Raw genomic sequence first — 16,328 nt, forward strand, 5'->3', positions numbered from 1 at the left:
TGCGCTGCGACGTGATCGCCGAGGGCGTGGTCGCGGCCGTGAAAGAGGTCGGGCTTCAGGTCCCGCTGGTCGTGCGCCTCGAGGGCACCAATGTCGAGAAGGGCAAGGAGATCATCAACAACTCCGATGTTGACGTGATCGCCGCCGACGACCTCAAGGACGGCGCCCAGAAGATCGTGAAAGCCGTCAAGGGCTGACGATGGCGCGTTCGAAAAACCTTGGCCTGCTGGCCGCCACGCTTCTGCTTGCCGCTTGCGGAACAGGCGGCGACGGCATCTCGCGCTCCGGCACCGACCCGGTCAGCCTCGACCGGGCCATTGTCCTGAACGACAGCATCTGCGGCCCGACCCGCCCCGATTTTGCCGGGGCCAAGGCGCGCATGGTGGCCGAGGGCCTGACGGTCGAGGAGGGCGGACGCAATTTCTCGCCGACCGAATCCGTCTCGGCCGCCGTCACCCGCACGCCCGAGGGCCGGACGTTCTGCGCCGTCAGCGCGCGCTTTCCGGGCAACGTCTACACGCTGGAACAGGCCATGACCGAACGCTTCGGCGCGCCGCGCATGACCGACCGGATCACCCCGCCCGCGCGCGTCTACAACCTGGGCGCCAAGGGCAACCTGATCCTGGTGATAAGGGGCACCCCGGGCCGCACCCTGACCGCCTATGACCTGGGCTATGCCTCGGGCATCTGAGGCGTTTGAAATACCCGTGCGCGGGGGCTGAGCCCCGCGCGCCAAGACCAACATAACCCCGGTCGCCGGGGAAGAGATCATCAAGGAAGGAGACGCCACAATGGCCGTTCTCGTCGACGAAAACACCAAAGTCATCTGCCAGGGCCTAACCGGCAGCCAGGGCACGTTCCATACCGAGCAGGCCATTGCCTACGGCACGCAGATGGTCGGCGGCGTCACCCCCGGCAAGGGCGGCCAGACGCACCTGGACCTGCCCGTGTTCAACTCGGTCCACGAGGCCATGCACGAGACCGGCGCCAATGCGAGCGTCATCTACGTGCCGCCGCCCTTCGCCGCCGACTCGATCCTTGAAGCGATCGACGCCGAGATCCCGCTGATCGTCTGCATCACCGAGGGCATCCCGGTCCTGGACATGATGCGCGTCAAGCGCGCGCTCGAGGGCAGCAGCTCGACCCTCATCGGCCCCAACTGTCCCGGCATCATCACGCCCGACGCCTGCAAAATCGGCATCATGCCCGGCCACATCCACAAGCGCGGTAGCGTCGGCGTGGTCAGCCGCTCCGGCACGTTGACCTACGAGGCCGTGAAGCAGACGAGCGACGTGGGCCTGGGCCAGTCGACCTGCGTGGGCATCGGCGGCGACCCGATCAAGGGCACCGAGCATATCGACGTGCTGGAATGGTTCCTGGCCGATGACGAGACGGAATCGATCATCATGATCGGCGAGATCGGCGGCAGCGCCGAGGAAGACGCGGCGCAGTTCCTCAAGGACGAGGCCAAGAAAGGCCGCTCCAAGCCCTGCGCCGGGTTCATCGCGGGCCGCACCGCGCCTCCGGGCCGCCGCATGGGCCACGCCGGCGCCATCGTCGCCGGCGGCAAGGGCGGCGCCGACGACAAGATCGAGGCGATGAAATCCGCCGGCATCACCGTCGCCGAGTCCCCCGCAGGATTGGGCGAAGCCGTGCTCGAAGCTATCGGGAAGTGACCGCGCAACAGTGACAGGAGAAAGCTGATGGACTTCCAGACCAGCGTTAAGACCTGCCTCACCGAGAAGTACATGGACTTCTCGGGCCGGGCGTCGCGCTCGGAATTCTGGTGGTTTCTGCTCGCCTATTTCATCGGGGCGCTGGTTGTCTCGCTCTTTCCCCTGTTGCCACTGATCTACGCGTTGGGAATGTTCCTGCCACTTCTGGCGGTGGGCTTCCGCCGGATGCACGATACCGGCCGCCCCGGCTGGTATTTCCTGATCCCGTCGATCTACAACCTGTTCATGCGGGTGGTCGGCTTCGGCGGCCCGGGCATGCATGGCGACCCCGGGATGCCACACCGTATGCCATCGCTGGGCGGCGCGTTCTTCGGCGCTATCTTCGGGATCATCGGCCTGATCATCGCGATCGTTTTCATTTGGTGGCTCACCCGCCCCTCCGAACCGGAACCCAACGAATACGGACCACCTCCCGCCCCCTGACACCAGCAACGCGCGAAAGTCAGTCCAAGCTAGCCAAGGTACACCCATGACCGACCAATCCCCCAACGACCAGTTCCACGCCTCCAGCTTCATGCAGGGGCACAACGCGGAATATCTCGAACAGCTTTACGCGCGATACGCCAACGACCCCAATGCGGTCGACGAGGCGTGGCAGGCCTTCTTCCGCGAGTTGGGCGATGGCGATACGGACGTCAAGAAAGAAGCCGCCGGGCCAAGCTGGGCGCGGGGCGACTGGCCGCCCCAGCCCGCCGATGACCTGACCAGCGCCCTCACCGGCGAGTACCCGACCGAGGTCGAGGCGCGACAAGCCGGCGACAAGATCAAGTCGAAGGCCGCCGAGAAGGGCGTCGAGGTCTCGGACGATGCCGTGAAACGCGCCGTGCTCGATTCCGTCCGTGCGCTGATGCTGATCCGCGCCTACCGCATCCGCGGCCATCTCGCCGCCGATCTTGATCCGCTGGGCCTGCGCGAGACGCCCGACCGACCCGAACTTGACCCGAAATCCTACGGATTCACCGAATCCGACATGGACCGGCCCATCTTCATCGACAACGTGCTGGGCCTTCAGGTCGCCTCGATCCGCGAGATCCTCGCGATCGTCAAGCGCACCTATTGCGGCACCTTCGCCCTGCAATACATGCATATCTCCGACCCCGAAGAGAGCGCCTGGCTGAAGGAACGCATCGAGGGCTACGACAAGGAAATCACCTTCACCCGCGAGGGCCGCAAGGCGATCCTGAACAAGCTGGTCGAGGCCGAGGGCTTCGAGAAATACCTGCACGTGAAATACATGGGGACCAAGCGGTTCGGCCTCGATGGCGGCGAGGCGCTGATCCCCGCGATGGAACAGATCATCAAGCGCGGCGGACAGCTGGGTCTGAAGGACATCGTCATCGGGATGCCCCACCGCGGCCGCCTGTCGGTGCTGGCCAACGTGATGGGCAAACCCTATCGCGCCATCTTCAACGAGTTCCAGGGCGGATCGTTCAAGCCCGAGGACGTGGACGGTTCCGGGGACGTGAAATACCACCTCGGCGCCTCGTCGGACCGCGAATTCGATGGCAACACCGTGCACCTTTCACTCACCGCGAACCCCTCGCACCTCGAGGCGGTGAACCCCGTCGTGCTGGGCAAATCCCGCGCCAAGCAGGACCAGCTGGGCGACAAGGAACGCACCGCCGTCATGCCGCTCCTGCTGCATGGCGACGCGGCCTTTGCGGGCCAGGGCGTCGTGGCGGAATGCTTCGGCCTGTCCGGTCTGAAGGGTCACAAGACCGGCGGCACCATGCACCTCGTGGTGAACAACCAGATCGGCTTTACCACCGCGCCGCACTTCTCGCGCTCCTCGCCCTATCCCACGGATATCGCCCTGATGGTCGAGGCGCCGATCTTCCACGTGAACGGCGACGACCCCGAGGCCGTCGTGCACGCCGCCAAGGTCGCCACCGAGTTCCGCCAGAAGTTCCGCAAGGACGTGGTCATCGACATCATCTGCTACCGCCGCTTCGGTCACAACGAAGGCGACGAGCCGATGTTCACCAACCCGATCATGTACAAGAAGATCAAGTCCCAGAAGACCACGCTCTCGCTTTACACCGAGCGGCTGGTCAAGGACGGCCTCATCCCCGAGGGCGAGATCGACGACATGAAGGCCGCGTTCCAGTCCTACCTCGCCGACGAGTTCGAGGCCGGCAAGGAATACCGCCCGAACAAGGCCGACTGGCTCGACGGCAAGTGGTCCCACCTCGACAGCAAGGACGAGGATTACCAGCGCGGCGAAACCGCCATCAAGAAAAAGACCCTGGCCGAGATCGGCCGCGCCCTGACCACCCCGCCCGAGGGCACGCCGCTGCACAAGACCGTGTCACGCCTGCTGGAGACCAAGGCCAAGATGTTCGAAACCGGCGAGGGCTTCGACTGGGCCACCGCCGAGGCAATCGCCTTCGGCTCGCTCCTGACCGAAGGCTACCGCGTGCGGCTCGCCGGGCAGGACAGCACCCGCGGCACGTTCAGCCAGCGGCACTCCGGCCTAATCGACCAGGATTCAGAGGAACGCTACTACCCGCTCAACCACATCCGCGAAGGCCAGGCGCAGTACGAGGTCATCGACTCGATGCTCTCGGAATACGCGGTTCTGGGCTTCGAGTATGGCTACACCCTGTCCGAGCCCAACGCCCTGACCCTGTGGGAGGCGCAGTTCGGCGATTTCGCCAACGGCGCGCAGATCATGTTCGACCAGTTCATCTCTTCGGGTGAATCGAAATGGCTGCGCATGTCCGGCCTCGTCTGCCTGCTGCCCCACGGCTACGAAGGGCAAGGCCCGGAACACTCGTCCGCGCGCCTCGAACGCTTCCTGCAGATGTGCGGACAGGACAACTGGATCGTCGCCAACTGCTCGACCCCGGCGAACTATTTCCACATCCTGCGCCGGCAGCTGCACCGCACCTACCGCAAGCCGCTCATCCTGATGACGCCGAAATCGCTTCTGCGTCACAAGATGTGCATATCCAAGGCCGAGGAATTCACCACCGGCAGCAGCTTCCACCGCGTGCTGTGGGACGATGCCCAGTACGGCAACTCCGACACCAAGCTGAAGTCCGACGACAAGATCAAGCGCGTCGTCATGTGCTCCGGCAAGGTTTATTTCGACCTGCTGGAAGAACGCGACAATCGCGGGCTGGACGATGTCTATATCCTGCGCGTCGAACAGTTCTACCCGTTCCCTGCCATCTCGATGGTCAAGGAACTGGAACGCTTCAAGAAGGCCGAGATGGTCTGGTGCCAGGAAGAGCCCAAGAACCAGGGCGCCTGGAGCTTCATCGAGCCCAACATCGAATGGGTGCTGCAACGCATCAAGGCCAAGCATACCCGTCCGGTCTATGCCGGGCGCTCCGCCTCCGCCTCGCCCGCAACGGGCCTCGCAAGCCAACACAAGGCCCAACAAGAAGCGCTGGTCGACGCCGCGCTGACGATCGAAGGATAAGACGTAATGACCACCGAAGTACGCGTGCCCACGCTGGGCGAATCCGTGACCGAAGCCACCGTCGCCACCTGGTTCAAGAAAGCCGGCGACACGGTCGAGGCCGACGAGATGCTGTGCGAGCTGGAAACCGACAAGGTCACCGTCGAGGTGCCCTCGCCCGCCGCCGGCACCCTGGCCGAGATCGTCGCACAAGAGGGCGAGACCGTGGGCGTCGACGCCCTGCTGGCCACCCTGTCCGAAGGCGACAGCGGCTCCGCCTCCGCGCCGAAGAAGGCCGAGAAGAAAGAAGATAAAAGCACCGAGTCCGAATCCGCCAAGCCGGCCAGCGGCAACAGCGGCGGTACGGACGGCGGCAATATCGACGTGATGGTGCCGACCTTGGGCGAATCCGTGTCCGAGGCGACCGTCTCGACCTGGTTCAAGAAAGCCGGCGACACCGTCAGCCAGGATGAAATGCTCTGCGAGCTTGAAACCGACAAGGTCTCGGTCGAGGTCCCCTCGCCCGCCGCCGGCACGCTGACCGAGATCCTCGCCAACGAGGGCGAGACGGTCCAGGCGGGCGGCAAGCTTGCCGTGCTGTCCGGCAGCGCCGATGGCGCGGTCGAACCCGCCGAACGTCCCGATGGCGACGCGGCCGGGTCGACGGCGGACGAACCGGCCACGGCCAATGGCGGCCAGTACACCACCCCGCCCCCGGGCCGCGACGTCGAGGATGCGCCCTCGGCGAAAAAGGCGATGGCCGAAAAGGGCCTCAGCAGCGACCAGGTGCAAGGCTCTGGCCGCGATGGCCGCGTGATGAAAGAGGACGTGGCCCGCGCCGCAGCCGCCGCCAGCAGCGCCGCACCCGCCGCCGCGTCGGCCCCCGCACAGGCGCCCCGCGCACCGGTGTCGGCCGAGGATGCCAGCCGCGAGGAACGGGTCAAGATGACCCGTCTGCGCCAGACCATCGCGCGCCGCCTCAAGGACAGCCAGAACACCGCCGCCATGCTCACCACCTATAACGAGGTGGACATGACCGAGGTGATGGCCCTTCGGAACGAGTACAAGGACGAGTTCCTCAAGAAGCACGGCGTCAAGCTGGGCTTCATGTCCTTCTTCACCAAGGCCTGCTGCCACGCACTGAAAGAGGTTCCGGAAGTCAACGCCGAGATCGACGGCACCGACATCGTCTACAAGAACTTCGTGCATATGGGCATCGCCACCGGCACGCCCACCGGCCTCGTGGTCCCCGTGATCCGCGACGCCGACGCGCTCGGCTTTGCCGACATCGAGAAAGCCATCGCCGAAAAAGGCGCCCGCGCCCGCGACGGCAAGCTCTCCATGGCGGAAATGCAGGGCGGCACCTTCACCATCTCCAACGGCGGCGTCTACGGCTCGCTGATGTCCTCGCCCATCCTCAACCCGCCGCAATCGGGCATTCTGGGCATGCACAAGATCCAGCAGCGCCCCATGGTGGTGAACGGCGAGATCAAGGCGCGGCCCATGATGTACCTCGCCCTCAGCTACGACCACCGCATCGTCGACGGCAAGGGCGCCGTGACCTTCCTGGTGCGTGTGAAGGACGCGCTGGAAGATCCGAGAAGGTTGTTGATGGATCTGTGACGTCGCGCGTGGGTTTTCACCCACCCTACGAGTTTGCGTAGGGTGGGGTTTCACCCCACCATTCCGCAACACCAATGCGTAAAGGCGACCCACCCCATGACCACCCAACTCCTCCTCCGCTACGACAGCTTCGACCAGGACACCCACGACTCCCATGCCGAGGACCGGGCCAATGCCGGTCTCACCCAGCTTCAGATGTGGCGCGAGGGCACGGGTACCCACTGGGTCCTTTTCGACGTCAACGACGTGGCCCGCGCCAAGGCCTGGGTCGACAAGGAAACCGGCCTCGGCCACGGCCCCGCCGCCTCGCACATGCTGGAGACGGCATGAGCCACGAGCTACCCGCCCCGGCCCCCGAGCCGGGGCCTCTCGCCCACACAGAGGTCCCGGGTCAAGCCCGGGACGCAGCCCACTGATGCCCCCTTCCGCCGGATACGCCCGCGCCGTCGCCGCACGCCGCGCGTTTCGCCTGCCGGGCTATCCGACGCTGGCCGAGGAAGGCTTTGACGGCGAGTATGTCTCGCCCATCCAGATGACCTCCGGCAGCCTCACCGGCCCCATGCTGGTGTCCAAGGACTGGCTCGATGCCCCGTCCGTGCGTCGCCACCGCGCGGAACTCACGCGGCAAGGCTACCTCTCCACCAACCCGTTCAACCGCGTGATCGACAAAGTGCTGGCGCTGCTGAACCTCACCCGCGCCGACATCTACATCACCCCGGTCTTTCACCTGCTGACGCCGCAGCGCTCCTCCACCATCCCCCCGGCCCACGCCCGCGCCAGCTGGGAAACCATCGGCCAGCACGAACGCCTCGGCCGCCGCCCCATCGCGCTCGGCCACGATGCCGCCCGTGTTCTGAAACATTTCAACGTGCCGCACATCCGCGCGCCCCACCCCTCGGCCCGCACCGGCACTTTTGACGCCAAGGCCCAAGCCATAGCAGAGGCGATTCAAGCCGCATGACACCAGAACTCACCGTCCTCACCCTCGCCGCCCTGTTGCAGGTGGTGCAATTCGCCCTCTACGCCGTGCCCGCCAACATGGAGCTCGGGCCCGGCTACACCACCTCGGCCCGCGACCGTGAACCCTCGCGCCAGATGTCCGACCGCACCGCCCGTCTGGGCCGCGCGATGGACAACCATTTCGAGGGGCTGATCCTTTTCACCATCGCCTGCGTCGTGATCGCCGTCTCGGGCCAGTCCACCTGGGTCACCACGACCTGCGCCTGGGCCTACCTCATTGCCCGCATCGCCTATATCCCGGCCTACTACCTCGGCCTGCGTCCGTGGCGATCGCTGATCTGGATGGTGGGCTTCGCCGCCACGGCCCTCATGTACCTGGCCGCGCTGCTGTGATCCGCCCTCTCGCCCTCGCCCTGGCGATCACCGCCACGCCGGCCGCCGCCGAATTCGTGATCGAGGAAAACACGTATTTCGTCATGCACCGCGACTACCACCACAAGACCAACAGTTTCACCGACGGTGCCCCCGAGGGCGAAGGCGACGGCTGTTTCCAGATCACCCGCGTCGACCTGCCGGGCAAATCAATCGATTTCACCCTCGTCAGCGGCACAATCACGCCCTGGTGGTCGGACGGCGAAACCTTCCACCCCGGTTTCCGGAACGCCTTCGTCCCCGCCATCGGCTTCATGGAAAACAACCCCGACGCCGAGTGGACGGACCTTCTGCACCAGATCCTGAAAACCGTGCCGGACTGCGCCACCCCCACATCGTGACACTTCCAAACAAACAGCTTAGGTTCGGGACCAAGACGCCCGACACGCGAAGGAGAATATCTAATGGCTTCCTATGACGTCATCGTAATCGGTTCCGGCCCCGGCGGCTATGTCGCAGCCATCCGCTGCGCCCAGCTTGGCCTGAAAACCGCCTGCGTCGAAGGCCGCGAAACCCTGGGCGGTACCTGCCTGAACGTGGGCTGTATCCCCTCCAAGGCGCTCCTGCACGCCAGCCACATGCTGCACGAGGCGGAGCACAACTTCGCGTCGATGGGCCTCAAGGGCAAAAGCCCCTCGGTCGACTGGAAACAGATGCTGTCCTACAAGGACGACACGATCGGCCAGAACACCAAGGGCATCGAATTCCTGTTCAAGAAGAACAAGATCGACTGGCTCAAGGGCTGGGGCTCCATCCCCGAGGCGGGCAAGGTCAAGGTCGGCGACGACACGCACGAAGCCAAGAACATCATCATCGCGACGGGGTCCGAGGTCAGCACCCTGCCGGGCGTCGAGATCGACGAGAAAACCGTCGTCTCCTCCACCGGCGCGCTGGAATTGCCCAAGGTGCCCAAGAAACTGGTCGTAATCGGCGCCGGCGTCATCGGGCTGGAACTTGGCTCGGTCTATTCCCGCCTTGGGTCCGAGGTGACGGTCGTGGAATATCTCGACCATGTCACCCCCGGCATGGATGGCGAGGTGCAGAAGAACTTCCACAAGCTGCTCAAGAAACAGGGCCTGAACTTCATCATGGGCGCCGCCGTTCAGGGCGTCGAGGCGATGAAGACCAAGGCCAAGGTCACCTACAAGCTGCGCAAGGACGACAGCGAGGAAACGCTCGATGCCGACGTGGTGCTGGTTGCCACGGGGCGCAAGCCGTTCACCGACGGGCTGGGCCTCGACAGCCTTGGCGTCGAGATGACCGAGCGCGGCCAGATCAAGACCGACGACCACTGGCAGACCAACGTCAAGGGCGTCTACGCGATCGGCGACTGTATCTCAGGCCCGATGCTGGCCCACAAGGCCGAGGACGAGGGCATGGCCGCCGCATCCGTCATCGCGGGCCAGCACGGCCATGTGAACTACGGTGTCATTCCCAGCGTGATCTACACCCACCCCGAGGTCGCCGCCGTCGGCAAGACCGAGGAGCAGCTCAATGAAGAGGGCCGCGCCTACAAGGCCGGCAAGTTCTCCTTCATGGGCAATGGCCGGGCCAAGGCCAACTTCGCCGCCGACGGCTTCGTCAAGATCCTAGTGGACAAGGAAACCGACCGCATACTGGGCGCGCATATCATCGGCCCGATGGCCGGCGACCTCATCCACGAGATCTGCGTCGCGATGGAATTCGGCGCCGCGGCCGAGGATGTGGCCCTGACCTGCCACGCCCACCCGACCTATTCCGAGGCCGTACGCGAAGCGGCCCTGGCCTGCGGCGACGGGCCGATCCACTCGTAACTTAAGCAGCGGGCGGAGTGTATCCTCCGCCCGCGCTGTACGATCCTAATCGCCTGAATTTCGGACTACCCTGGACGTATTTTTGTTTGTGTCGGCGGCTTAAGGCAATTTAGTTACTGACGGTCCGGTGGAGCTGAATTTGGACGAGTCGTGATCGGCGGAGAATTTAATGTAGGTAAAACTTATTCCGCCCTTTGCAAAAGCTAAGACCTTGCAGAGCAACTGTCGGTCAAATGCTCCTAGGAATTCTTGACGTGTCAATCGAAGCAATCACTCTCTTTGCCTTTCTCGTGATCCTCATATGGATGTTCGCGGTTGCTTGGTCATTTGGGAAAGCCAAAAGCCGGAAAGAATTTGAGGCGATTTCGGAAGGTGACCGAACCATCAACCTGAACCTGAATACACTCATTTGGGCCTATTTTCTTAGCCGCAAGGAAGAGCACCATAGATTGTACAAGCGCTTGGCCCGGATTGGATTCGTCCACTTCGCGGTGTTTTTATTCGGCGTGTTCTTGGTTTTTGTTATGGCAGGCTGGATAGGTTTTCGTTGGGGGTAGGTTTGAGACGACAACAGAACCACCGAAACTGCTTCTACAATTAATTAACGGCAAGATGGGCTCGAAGCCGTCATTCGCCTTAGCATCGTAGGATGGGTGCAAACCCACGCGCCGGACCGCTTACGCGTCAGAGGGAACTACGTCGGATGACTGGTCTGCGGATGAAGTTTACGATGGTTCGCTGTTGCCGCGCATCGCGCCAGAGGCGCGTCACTTAAAATGCGCGCCTCCGGCGCGACGGGCCGCGGCGCGGCGATGCAGCAAGCTGCACCTTGATTCCGCGCGGGACGTTCGCTTTGCGGGACAATCCGGGCATTCGCTGCGGGACAATGAGCGACCGCTTCTGGCGCGAAACTAGGCGAGGTAAAATGCGATAGATAGTACCCTGGTTTGCTAGTACGAGGTCGACGAGGCAGTTTATCGCGCTTGACGACATCGTGCTTAAGTTGTCGCGCAAACCCAGGAGAATACAGCATGCCGACGGTAACCCTAGAGCTTCGTGGCGATCAGATCGGGCGTTATACAAGCTTTTCAGGCTCGGGGAACGGGATAGAGAGGGTTGTAGCCGTCAACGGGGTCGAAGCTCTTGGTACGCCGGACCAGTTATTCACGGTCGTCGTAGAACAGGTAAACGCGGGAGTCACCGAGTTTCAGAACGGGCAATTCATAACGATTCTGGATTCGGACGACAACATCGTGATGCCGCGAACCGGTGTGCAACCCGACATTGAGCAGGGCCGCGGCGCGGGCGATGAGCACCTTCTCCTCGCTGGGCAGCCTTTCCTCATAGATCTCGGCGGGGTTCCCGTCGGGCCGTCAACGATCACTTATACCGAGGCCGACGAAATCGGGTCTCCGGATGGCGACGATGATGGGAATCTTGATTTTGACGACTTCCCGTGTTTTGCGCCTGGTACGCTGATAGCGACGCCATCTGGCCAGATCGACATTGCGGAACTGCACGTGGGTGATCTGGTCAAAACATTGGATCATGGGAGCGTTCCGATCACCTGGATAGGTCGTCGGGAGTTGGATCTGACTGCGCAAAAGATTGGAAAACCGATCATGATCAAGGACGGGTTCCTTGACCAAATGAGACCGAGTGCTGACCTTGTCGTGTCGCCAGATCATCGGATTCTGGTTTGTGATCCGTTATGTGACTTGTTGTTTGGGTACAAAGAAGTCCTCGCACCAGCGAAGGGTTTGGTCAGATTATCACGCATCCGTGAAATGAGCGGTAAGAAGAGCATCGAGTACATCACACTCTTCACCAGTCGACACGAGATCATCCTCGCAAATGGCCTGGCGGTTGAGACGCTGTATCCTGGCACACAAGCGCTGCGCCGTATCGGATCTTTGGGTCGCGCAGAAATTCTCTCTCTTTGTCCGGCCCTTCGTAACAAGGAGGCATCAATTGCCTACCCAGAGGCACGACGACTTCTGTCGGTTCAAGAAGCAAGAGCGCTCTCCGAGACTATGCGCCTCAGACGGCAGGTCATTGGTGGAGATACAAGTCGTGAAGCGACCAGTAAACTTCGCATCGTTAAGTAGCGCCATCCTCCATAACTGCGAAAGCCGCCATTCTTGCTCGTCGCAGCATCAGTCGATATGGGCTCGACGAAACTGACGTTTGCGGCAATGTGGCAAATTCTCGGCGGTGGACAGCTCGTGATGTTAAGCTTTCATGCCTCCCGTCATTTCCACCGACGCGATGCTACTGAAATACCGACGCGATACCGACGTGCCAAATCGCGTTAACCATCCCTGCACCAGCTACCACATCGTCTTCGCCGCCCTGGCGCTCCAGTCGGCGTCATACGCCGCGCCGCCCTCGTCCCCATCCGAGGCTTCAGACAGCAACTCGCCCACCGTCGGCAAGCCGTCACTGTCGTCCCGGCCCCACAACCCGGCCCGGATCGTGGCCCGGGCGCACTGGCTGTAGATCTCGGAAATCGCGATCACGATCACCGTCGCCGGGTGCTTGCCTTTTTGTTCGAACCGGGCGCGCAACCCCTCGTCGGCGGTCAGCTTCGCGGTGCCATTCACCCGAACCACGGTGTTCGACCCCGGCACCATGAACATCAACGACACGCGCCCGTCCGACACGATATTCCTCAGCGAATCCAGACGGTTGTTCCCGCGCCAATCGGGCATCGCCAATGTGCGCTCGTCCAGGTCCATCACCACTGGGCCGTCATCCCCACGCGGGCTGCCATCGGTTCCGTCCGGCCCAACCGTGCTCAGCACGCAATAGCGCGAGGTCATGATCCACTGCCGGTAAAGCGGCGTCAGCCGATGCACCACCTTGCGCGTGCTGGCCGCGCCGGGTGTGCCGTAGAGCGCTTCCAGCGTCTTGATATCGTTAATGAACTCCATCCGGATCGAACCCCGCTTCGCGCATCAGTCGGTTGGAATTGCTCTCGACAGTATCTTCCAGCCGCGCCATGAACTCGTCCTTCGGCAATCCCGCCTCGATCGCCGGCAGGAACTCCACCACCCCGGTCCCGGGATGCCGCATGATCCCCCTGCGCGGCCAGACCAGACCGACATTCGTTGCCACCGGAATGCACTCCTGTGCCATCTCTTCATAGAGGATCGCCGACCCCACCTTGTAGGGCGCCTTGACCCCTGGCGCGATACGCGTGCCTTGCGGGTAAATGATCAACTGTCCCGGCCGCAACCGCCCTCGGCCCACATCCGCGATCATCTTCTTGATCGCCTGGCTGCGCTTGCCCCGATCCACGGGAACGCAGCCCAGCTTCATCGCGTATTGGCCGATGATCGGCGCGTACATCAACTCCCGTTTCATGATGAACTTGCCTGCCGGGACACTGGCGAAAATCAGGATAATATCGAGGAATGACTGGTGCTTGGCGACGATCAGGCACTCTTGCGTGGGCGGTGTGCCGCGCACTTCGGTCCTCAGCCCCACCATCCAGCGGCCCGTCCAGCGGACCCAGGCGCACCACGCCTTGCACGCCGCGTTCGCGCCCCGGGACGAGACCAGCGCCCAAGGCAGGAACACGATCCCGATGGGCAGCATCATGAAATAGATCTGGCCCACGTAGATCGCCGAACGGACCCATTGAATGGCATATCTCATGGTGTGTCCTTCAACGTCTTGCGGGCCGCCGCCTGGGTCGCGGCAAAGGCGACCGCAGCGGCCAGCGGCGGGATCACCAGCAGCCACAGCCACTGCCAGCCGCGAAAGCCCAAACCTGTCAGGAAACCGCCCTCTTCCTGTGCCGCGGGCAACAGGAACACCGCCACCCCGGCCGCCACCGTGCCCACGGCGCCTCCGGTCAGGGCCCGCAGCGTGAATCGCCGCACGAAGGCCTGCGCGATATAGCTGTCCCGCGCGCCCACAAGGCGCAGCACGCCGATCACCTGCGTGTTCGCCGCCAGCGCGGCATTGGCCGCCAGCGTGATCATCGCCGCCGTCGCCGCCCCGATCAGCAGAATGGATATGTAGCCCAGCATGCGCAGGCGCGTCGCGGCACTCACCAGCGGCCGGCGCCACCGGGTATGGTCATCCAGGATCGCCCCCGGCACCTCGGCCGACAGCCGCAGGCGCAGGCCGCCAGCATCGAACCCCTCGCCCTCCTCGACAACCTCTATCAGCTGTGGGATCGGCAGGGTATCCACCGGCAGGTCGGGGCCGAACCACGGCTCCAGCAAGGCCCGCTGTTCGTCGGGGTCCAGCGCCCGGGCCGAGGCGACGCCTTTGGTCGTCTGAAGTATCTTCAGCGTGGCCGCGGTCTGTGCCGCCATCTGGCCCTCGGGCGCGGAAATCCGGATGGTCGAGGATCGGGCCAGTTCCGATCCCCAGCGATCGGCCAGCCGCCCGGTCGCCATCGACAGGGCCAGTGCGAACACCGCCAGAAACGCCATAGCGCCTGCGCTGAACACCGTAAGCGAGGCCGTGAATCCTGTGGGCGGCACGACCCGGTCGGCCTGCGCATCGCCCATGACGAACTCGGTCACGCGGTTGAAATCCAGCTTCACAGGTCCGCCCCCGCCAGTTGCAGCCGCCGGTTCGAGATCCGCAGCACCCTTGCCTGGACATGGGTTTTCGCGGCCCGGATCAGGGCAAGGTCATGGGTGGCGACCATGATCGTCTTGCCCATCCGGTTCAGCTCGATCAGCAGGCGCAGCAGACGCTGCGACATTTCCCAGTCGACGTTGCCCGTGGGCTCGTCGGCCAGAACCGCGTCCGGCGACATGATGATGGAACGCGCCAGCGCCGCCCGCTGACGTTCCCCACCCGACAGCTCCGGCGGCAGGGCGTCGGCCCGCGCCTTGAGACCCACCCAGCCGATCAGTTCCTTGAGGTTCGCAGACTCGCCCAGCAGGTCGCGCCCCGACACCATCAGTGGCAACGAGATGTTGTCGGCCACGCTCATATGGTCGAGAAACTGGCAATCCTGATGCACCACCCCGATCCGCCGCCGTGCATAGGCGATGTCGTCCCGCTCCATCGCGCGCACATCCGTGTCGAACAGCCGGACCTCGCCGGCGGTGGGCATCAGGGCCCCGTAACACAGCTTCAGAAGCGTGGTCTTGCCGGATCCCGACGGGCCGGTCAGGAAATGAAATGACCCGGCCTGCAGCTTGAGCGAGACATCACTCAGCAGTTCCCCCCCGCCATAGCTGTAGGCGACGTTTTCCAGCTCGATCACTTCGACCCCCGATGCGTTTTGCCCTTCATGCCCCACAGGACACACTTGTGCAACGACTACGGTACTTCGGTGATTGCCCCCTTTCCCGGTCCGGTATTTGTGCGTAAGGTACGCCAAACGATAGGCTGGGGTATGCCGGTCAGGCGGAAGGCAGCGGGTGGCAAGATGCGGTTGATATGCCCGAATTGCGGGGCACAATACGAAGTCCCTACGGAAGTCATTCCCACAAGCGGGCGCGACGTGCAATGTTCCGATTGCGGAACCACCTGGTTCCAGCACCATCCCGACCATGCGCCCGAAGAGTCTGCGGCAGCTGCAGATGATCTTGCCAGTCAGGAGCAGTACGAGCCAGAAGACATGTCCTCCGGGCTTGACCCCGAGGCTGACTATGGCGCGGAAGACGAGGAAGACGACGCCCTCTCGGCCAGCGGCGACGTCAGACCTGACGCGACCCCGCCGGCGGACGCCGATGACAGGTCCAAGGACGAGGATACTCCGGAAGAACTCCACGCACCCGCAACCGACCACACGCGGCGCGAGATCGACCCCGCCGTGGCCGATGTTCTTCGCGAAGAGGCCGAGCGTGAATACCGTGCGCGCGAACAAGACAACCGCGGGACCGTCGAGACCCAGCAGGAGCTTGGACTTCAGGACACCGACAACGACGCCCAGCGCCGCTCGGAAGAGGCCCGCGCCCGTATGGCCCGCCTGCGTGGCGAACCCGAGGCGCAAAAAACCGATGCCGAATTGGACGAGATCGATCCCTCGTCGCGCAGCAACCTGCTGCCCGATATCGACGAGATCAACTCGTCGCTTGACTCCGACGGCAAGAAAGAAGAGCCGCGCTCCGTGTCATCGCCCGCCGAGACCACCGGTGCCCACGGGAAAAGCGGCTTCCGCTCCGGGTTCCGGCTGGCGGTCATCGTCGCGGTTCTGGCCTTGCTGCTTTACGTTTTCGCGCCGCAATTGTCCGGTGCGGTCCCGCAGCTGGCCGATCCGCTGGCGGGTTATGTCGAGATGGTGAATTCCTGGCGTGCCGGTCTCAACGACCTCATTCAGGACGTGGCCACCTCGTTGTCCGAAGACGGTGCCGCCGACGGCTGATAAGGTGCCGCGGATGCTGTGCAGCGCGCGCCGGAGTT

The 16,328-nt window shown here is 63.5% G+C and carries 17 protein-coding genes and 1 pseudogene; 14 read left to right on the forward strand and 4 right to left on the reverse strand.

Going from position 1 to position 16,328, the window contains the following annotated elements:
* From sucC to C2I35_RS12900, 13 genes and pseudogenes are all read left to right on the forward strand, one after another.
* Positions 1–197, forward strand: a pseudogene (gene sucC / locus C2I35_RS12840) (succinate--CoA ligase subunit beta); the annotation flags it as partial.
* A gap of 2 nt (positions 198–199) precedes the next feature.
* Positions 200–691 carry a hypothetical protein gene (locus C2I35_RS12845; protein WP_103763470.1) on the forward strand — a complete coding sequence of 164 codons (492 nt, stop codon included), beginning with the start codon at positions 200–202 and terminating at the stop codon, positions 689–691.
* A 100-nt stretch (positions 692–791) separates the two neighbouring features.
* Complete coding sequence (gene sucD, locus C2I35_RS12850) at positions 792–1,676, forward strand: succinate--CoA ligase subunit alpha (protein WP_103763471.1); 885 nt, start codon at positions 792–794, stop codon at positions 1,674–1,676.
* 27 nt (positions 1,677–1,703) lie between these two features.
* Positions 1,704–2,159: a DUF805 domain-containing protein gene (locus tag C2I35_RS12855; RefSeq protein ID WP_103763472.1), complete on the forward strand. Its 456-nt coding sequence runs from the start codon at positions 1,704–1,706 to the stop codon at positions 2,157–2,159.
* A 46-nt stretch (positions 2,160–2,205) separates the two neighbouring features.
* Positions 2,206–5,163: a 2-oxoglutarate dehydrogenase E1 component gene (locus tag C2I35_RS12860; RefSeq protein WP_103763473.1), complete on the forward strand. Its 2,958-nt coding sequence runs from the start codon at positions 2,206–2,208 to the stop codon at positions 5,161–5,163.
* A 6-nt stretch (positions 5,164–5,169) separates the two neighbouring features.
* The gene (gene odhB / locus C2I35_RS12865) at positions 5,170–6,765 is read left to right on the forward strand and encodes a 2-oxoglutarate dehydrogenase complex dihydrolipoyllysine-residue succinyltransferase (protein WP_103763474.1); all 1,596 of its coding nucleotides are present in this window, start codon (positions 5,170–5,172) and stop codon (positions 6,763–6,765) included.
* A gap of 96 nt (positions 6,766–6,861) precedes the next feature.
* Positions 6,862–7,095, forward strand: coding sequence for a hypothetical protein (locus C2I35_RS12870; RefSeq protein WP_103763475.1), 234 nt, complete (start codon positions 6,862–6,864; stop codon positions 7,093–7,095).
* A gap of 85 nt (positions 7,096–7,180) precedes the next feature.
* Positions 7,181–7,726, forward strand: a complete 546-nt coding sequence (locus C2I35_RS12875) for a hypothetical protein (protein WP_103763476.1) — start codon at positions 7,181–7,183, stop codon at positions 7,724–7,726.
* The gene (locus C2I35_RS12880; protein ID WP_103763477.1) at positions 7,723–8,118 is read left to right on the forward strand and encodes an MAPEG family protein; all 396 of its coding nucleotides are present in this window, start codon (positions 7,723–7,725) and stop codon (positions 8,116–8,118) included. The genes C2I35_RS12875 and C2I35_RS12880 overlap by 4 nt, the downstream gene beginning before the upstream one ends.
* Complete coding sequence (locus C2I35_RS12885; RefSeq protein ID WP_103763478.1) at positions 8,115–8,498, forward strand: hypothetical protein; 384 nt, start codon at positions 8,115–8,117, stop codon at positions 8,496–8,498. Before C2I35_RS12880 ends, C2I35_RS12885 begins: the two co-directional genes overlap by 4 nt.
* 63 nt (positions 8,499–8,561) lie before the next feature.
* Positions 8,562–9,950 (forward strand): dihydrolipoyl dehydrogenase, encoded by a 1,389-nt coding sequence (gene lpdA, locus C2I35_RS12890; protein ID WP_103763479.1) that lies wholly within the window; start codon positions 8,562–8,564, stop codon positions 9,948–9,950.
* A gap of 254 nt (positions 9,951–10,204) precedes the next feature.
* The gene (locus C2I35_RS12895; RefSeq protein ID WP_146050035.1) at positions 10,205–10,507 is read left to right on the forward strand and encodes a hypothetical protein; all 303 of its coding nucleotides are present in this window, start codon (positions 10,205–10,207) and stop codon (positions 10,505–10,507) included.
* 474 nt (positions 10,508–10,981) lie between these two features.
* A complete protein-coding gene (locus C2I35_RS12900; protein WP_103763481.1) occupies positions 10,982–12,058 on the forward strand; it encodes a Hint domain-containing protein in 1,077 nt (358 codons plus the stop codon).
* A 222-nt stretch (positions 12,059–12,280) separates the two neighbouring features.
* Here C2I35_RS12900 and C2I35_RS12905 read toward each other — a convergent pair whose 3' ends face one another.
* Genes C2I35_RS12905 through C2I35_RS12920 form a run of 4 tightly spaced genes read right to left on the reverse strand, consistent with a single transcriptional unit; the run spans position 12,281 to position 15,186 of the window.
* Entirely contained in the window at positions 12,281–12,883 is a 603-nt protein-coding gene (locus tag C2I35_RS12905; RefSeq protein WP_103763482.1) for a pyridoxamine 5'-phosphate oxidase family protein, read from the reverse strand.
* Positions 12,870–13,610, reverse strand: a complete 741-nt coding sequence (locus C2I35_RS12910) for a lysophospholipid acyltransferase family protein (protein WP_103763483.1) — start codon at positions 13,608–13,610, stop codon at positions 12,870–12,872. The genes C2I35_RS12905 and C2I35_RS12910 overlap by 14 nt, the downstream gene beginning before the upstream one ends.
* Positions 13,607–14,476: a cell division protein FtsX gene (locus C2I35_RS12915; protein ID WP_103763679.1), complete on the reverse strand. Its 870-nt coding sequence runs from the start codon at positions 14,474–14,476 to the stop codon at positions 13,607–13,609. The genes C2I35_RS12910 and C2I35_RS12915 overlap by 4 nt, the downstream gene beginning before the upstream one ends.
* A 32-nt stretch (positions 14,477–14,508) precedes the next feature.
* Positions 14,509–15,186 carry a cell division ATP-binding protein FtsE gene (locus tag C2I35_RS12920; RefSeq protein ID WP_103763484.1) on the reverse strand — a complete coding sequence of 226 codons (678 nt, stop codon included), beginning with the start codon at positions 15,184–15,186 and terminating at the stop codon, positions 14,509–14,511.
* Between the two features lie 165 nt (positions 15,187–15,351).
* On the opposite strand from C2I35_RS12920, the gene C2I35_RS12925 reads away from it, so the two are divergent.
* Complete coding sequence (locus C2I35_RS12925; protein ID WP_170067207.1) at positions 15,352–16,290, forward strand: zinc-ribbon domain-containing protein; 939 nt, start codon at positions 15,352–15,354, stop codon at positions 16,288–16,290.
* The last annotated feature ends 38 nt before the right edge of the window (positions 16,291–16,328 follow it).

The organism is Roseovarius confluentis (assembly GCF_002917925.1).
GTDB lineage: Bacteria > Pseudomonadota > Alphaproteobacteria > Rhodobacterales > Rhodobacteraceae > Roseovarius > Roseovarius confluentis.

Excerpts from the sequence above, each read along its gene's own strand:
- C2I35_RS12845 (WP_103763470.1), top strand. The coding sequence starts at position 200 with ATGGCGCGTTCGAAAAACCTTGGCCTGCTGGCCGCCACGCTTCTGCTT.
- sucD (WP_103763471.1), top strand. The coding sequence starts at position 792 with ATGGCCGTTCTCGTCGACGAAAACACCAAAGTCATCTGCCAGGGCCTA.
- C2I35_RS12855 (WP_103763472.1), top strand. The coding sequence starts at position 1,704 with ATGGACTTCCAGACCAGCGTTAAGACCTGCCTCACCGAGAAGTACATG.
- C2I35_RS12860 (WP_103763473.1), top strand. The coding sequence starts at position 2,206 with ATGACCGACCAATCCCCCAACGACCAGTTCCACGCCTCCAGCTTCATG.
- odhB (WP_103763474.1), top strand. The coding sequence starts at position 5,170 with ATGACCACCGAAGTACGCGTGCCCACGCTGGGCGAATCCGTGACCGAA.
- C2I35_RS12870 (WP_103763475.1), top strand. The coding sequence starts at position 6,862 with ATGACCACCCAACTCCTCCTCCGCTACGACAGCTTCGACCAGGACACC.
- C2I35_RS12875 (WP_103763476.1), top strand. The coding sequence starts at position 7,181 with ATGCCCCCTTCCGCCGGATACGCCCGCGCCGTCGCCGCACGCCGCGCG.
- C2I35_RS12880 (WP_103763477.1), top strand. The coding sequence starts at position 7,723 with ATGACACCAGAACTCACCGTCCTCACCCTCGCCGCCCTGTTGCAGGTG.
- lpdA (WP_103763479.1), top strand. The coding sequence starts at position 8,562 with ATGGCTTCCTATGACGTCATCGTAATCGGTTCCGGCCCCGGCGGCTAT.
- C2I35_RS12900 (WP_103763481.1), top strand. The coding sequence starts at position 10,982 with ATGCCGACGGTAACCCTAGAGCTTCGTGGCGATCAGATCGGGCGTTAT.
- C2I35_RS12905 (WP_103763482.1), bottom strand. The coding sequence starts at position 12,883 with ATGGAGTTCATTAACGATATCAAGACGCTGGAAGCGCTCTACGGCACA.
- C2I35_RS12910 (WP_103763483.1), bottom strand. The coding sequence starts at position 13,610 with ATGAGATATGCCATTCAATGGGTCCGTTCGGCGATCTACGTGGGCCAG.
- C2I35_RS12915 (WP_103763679.1), bottom strand. The coding sequence starts at position 14,476 with ATGGGCGATGCGCAGGCCGACCGGGTCGTGCCGCCCACAGGATTCACG.
- C2I35_RS12925 (WP_170067207.1), top strand. The coding sequence starts at position 15,352 with ATGCGGTTGATATGCCCGAATTGCGGGGCACAATACGAAGTCCCTACG.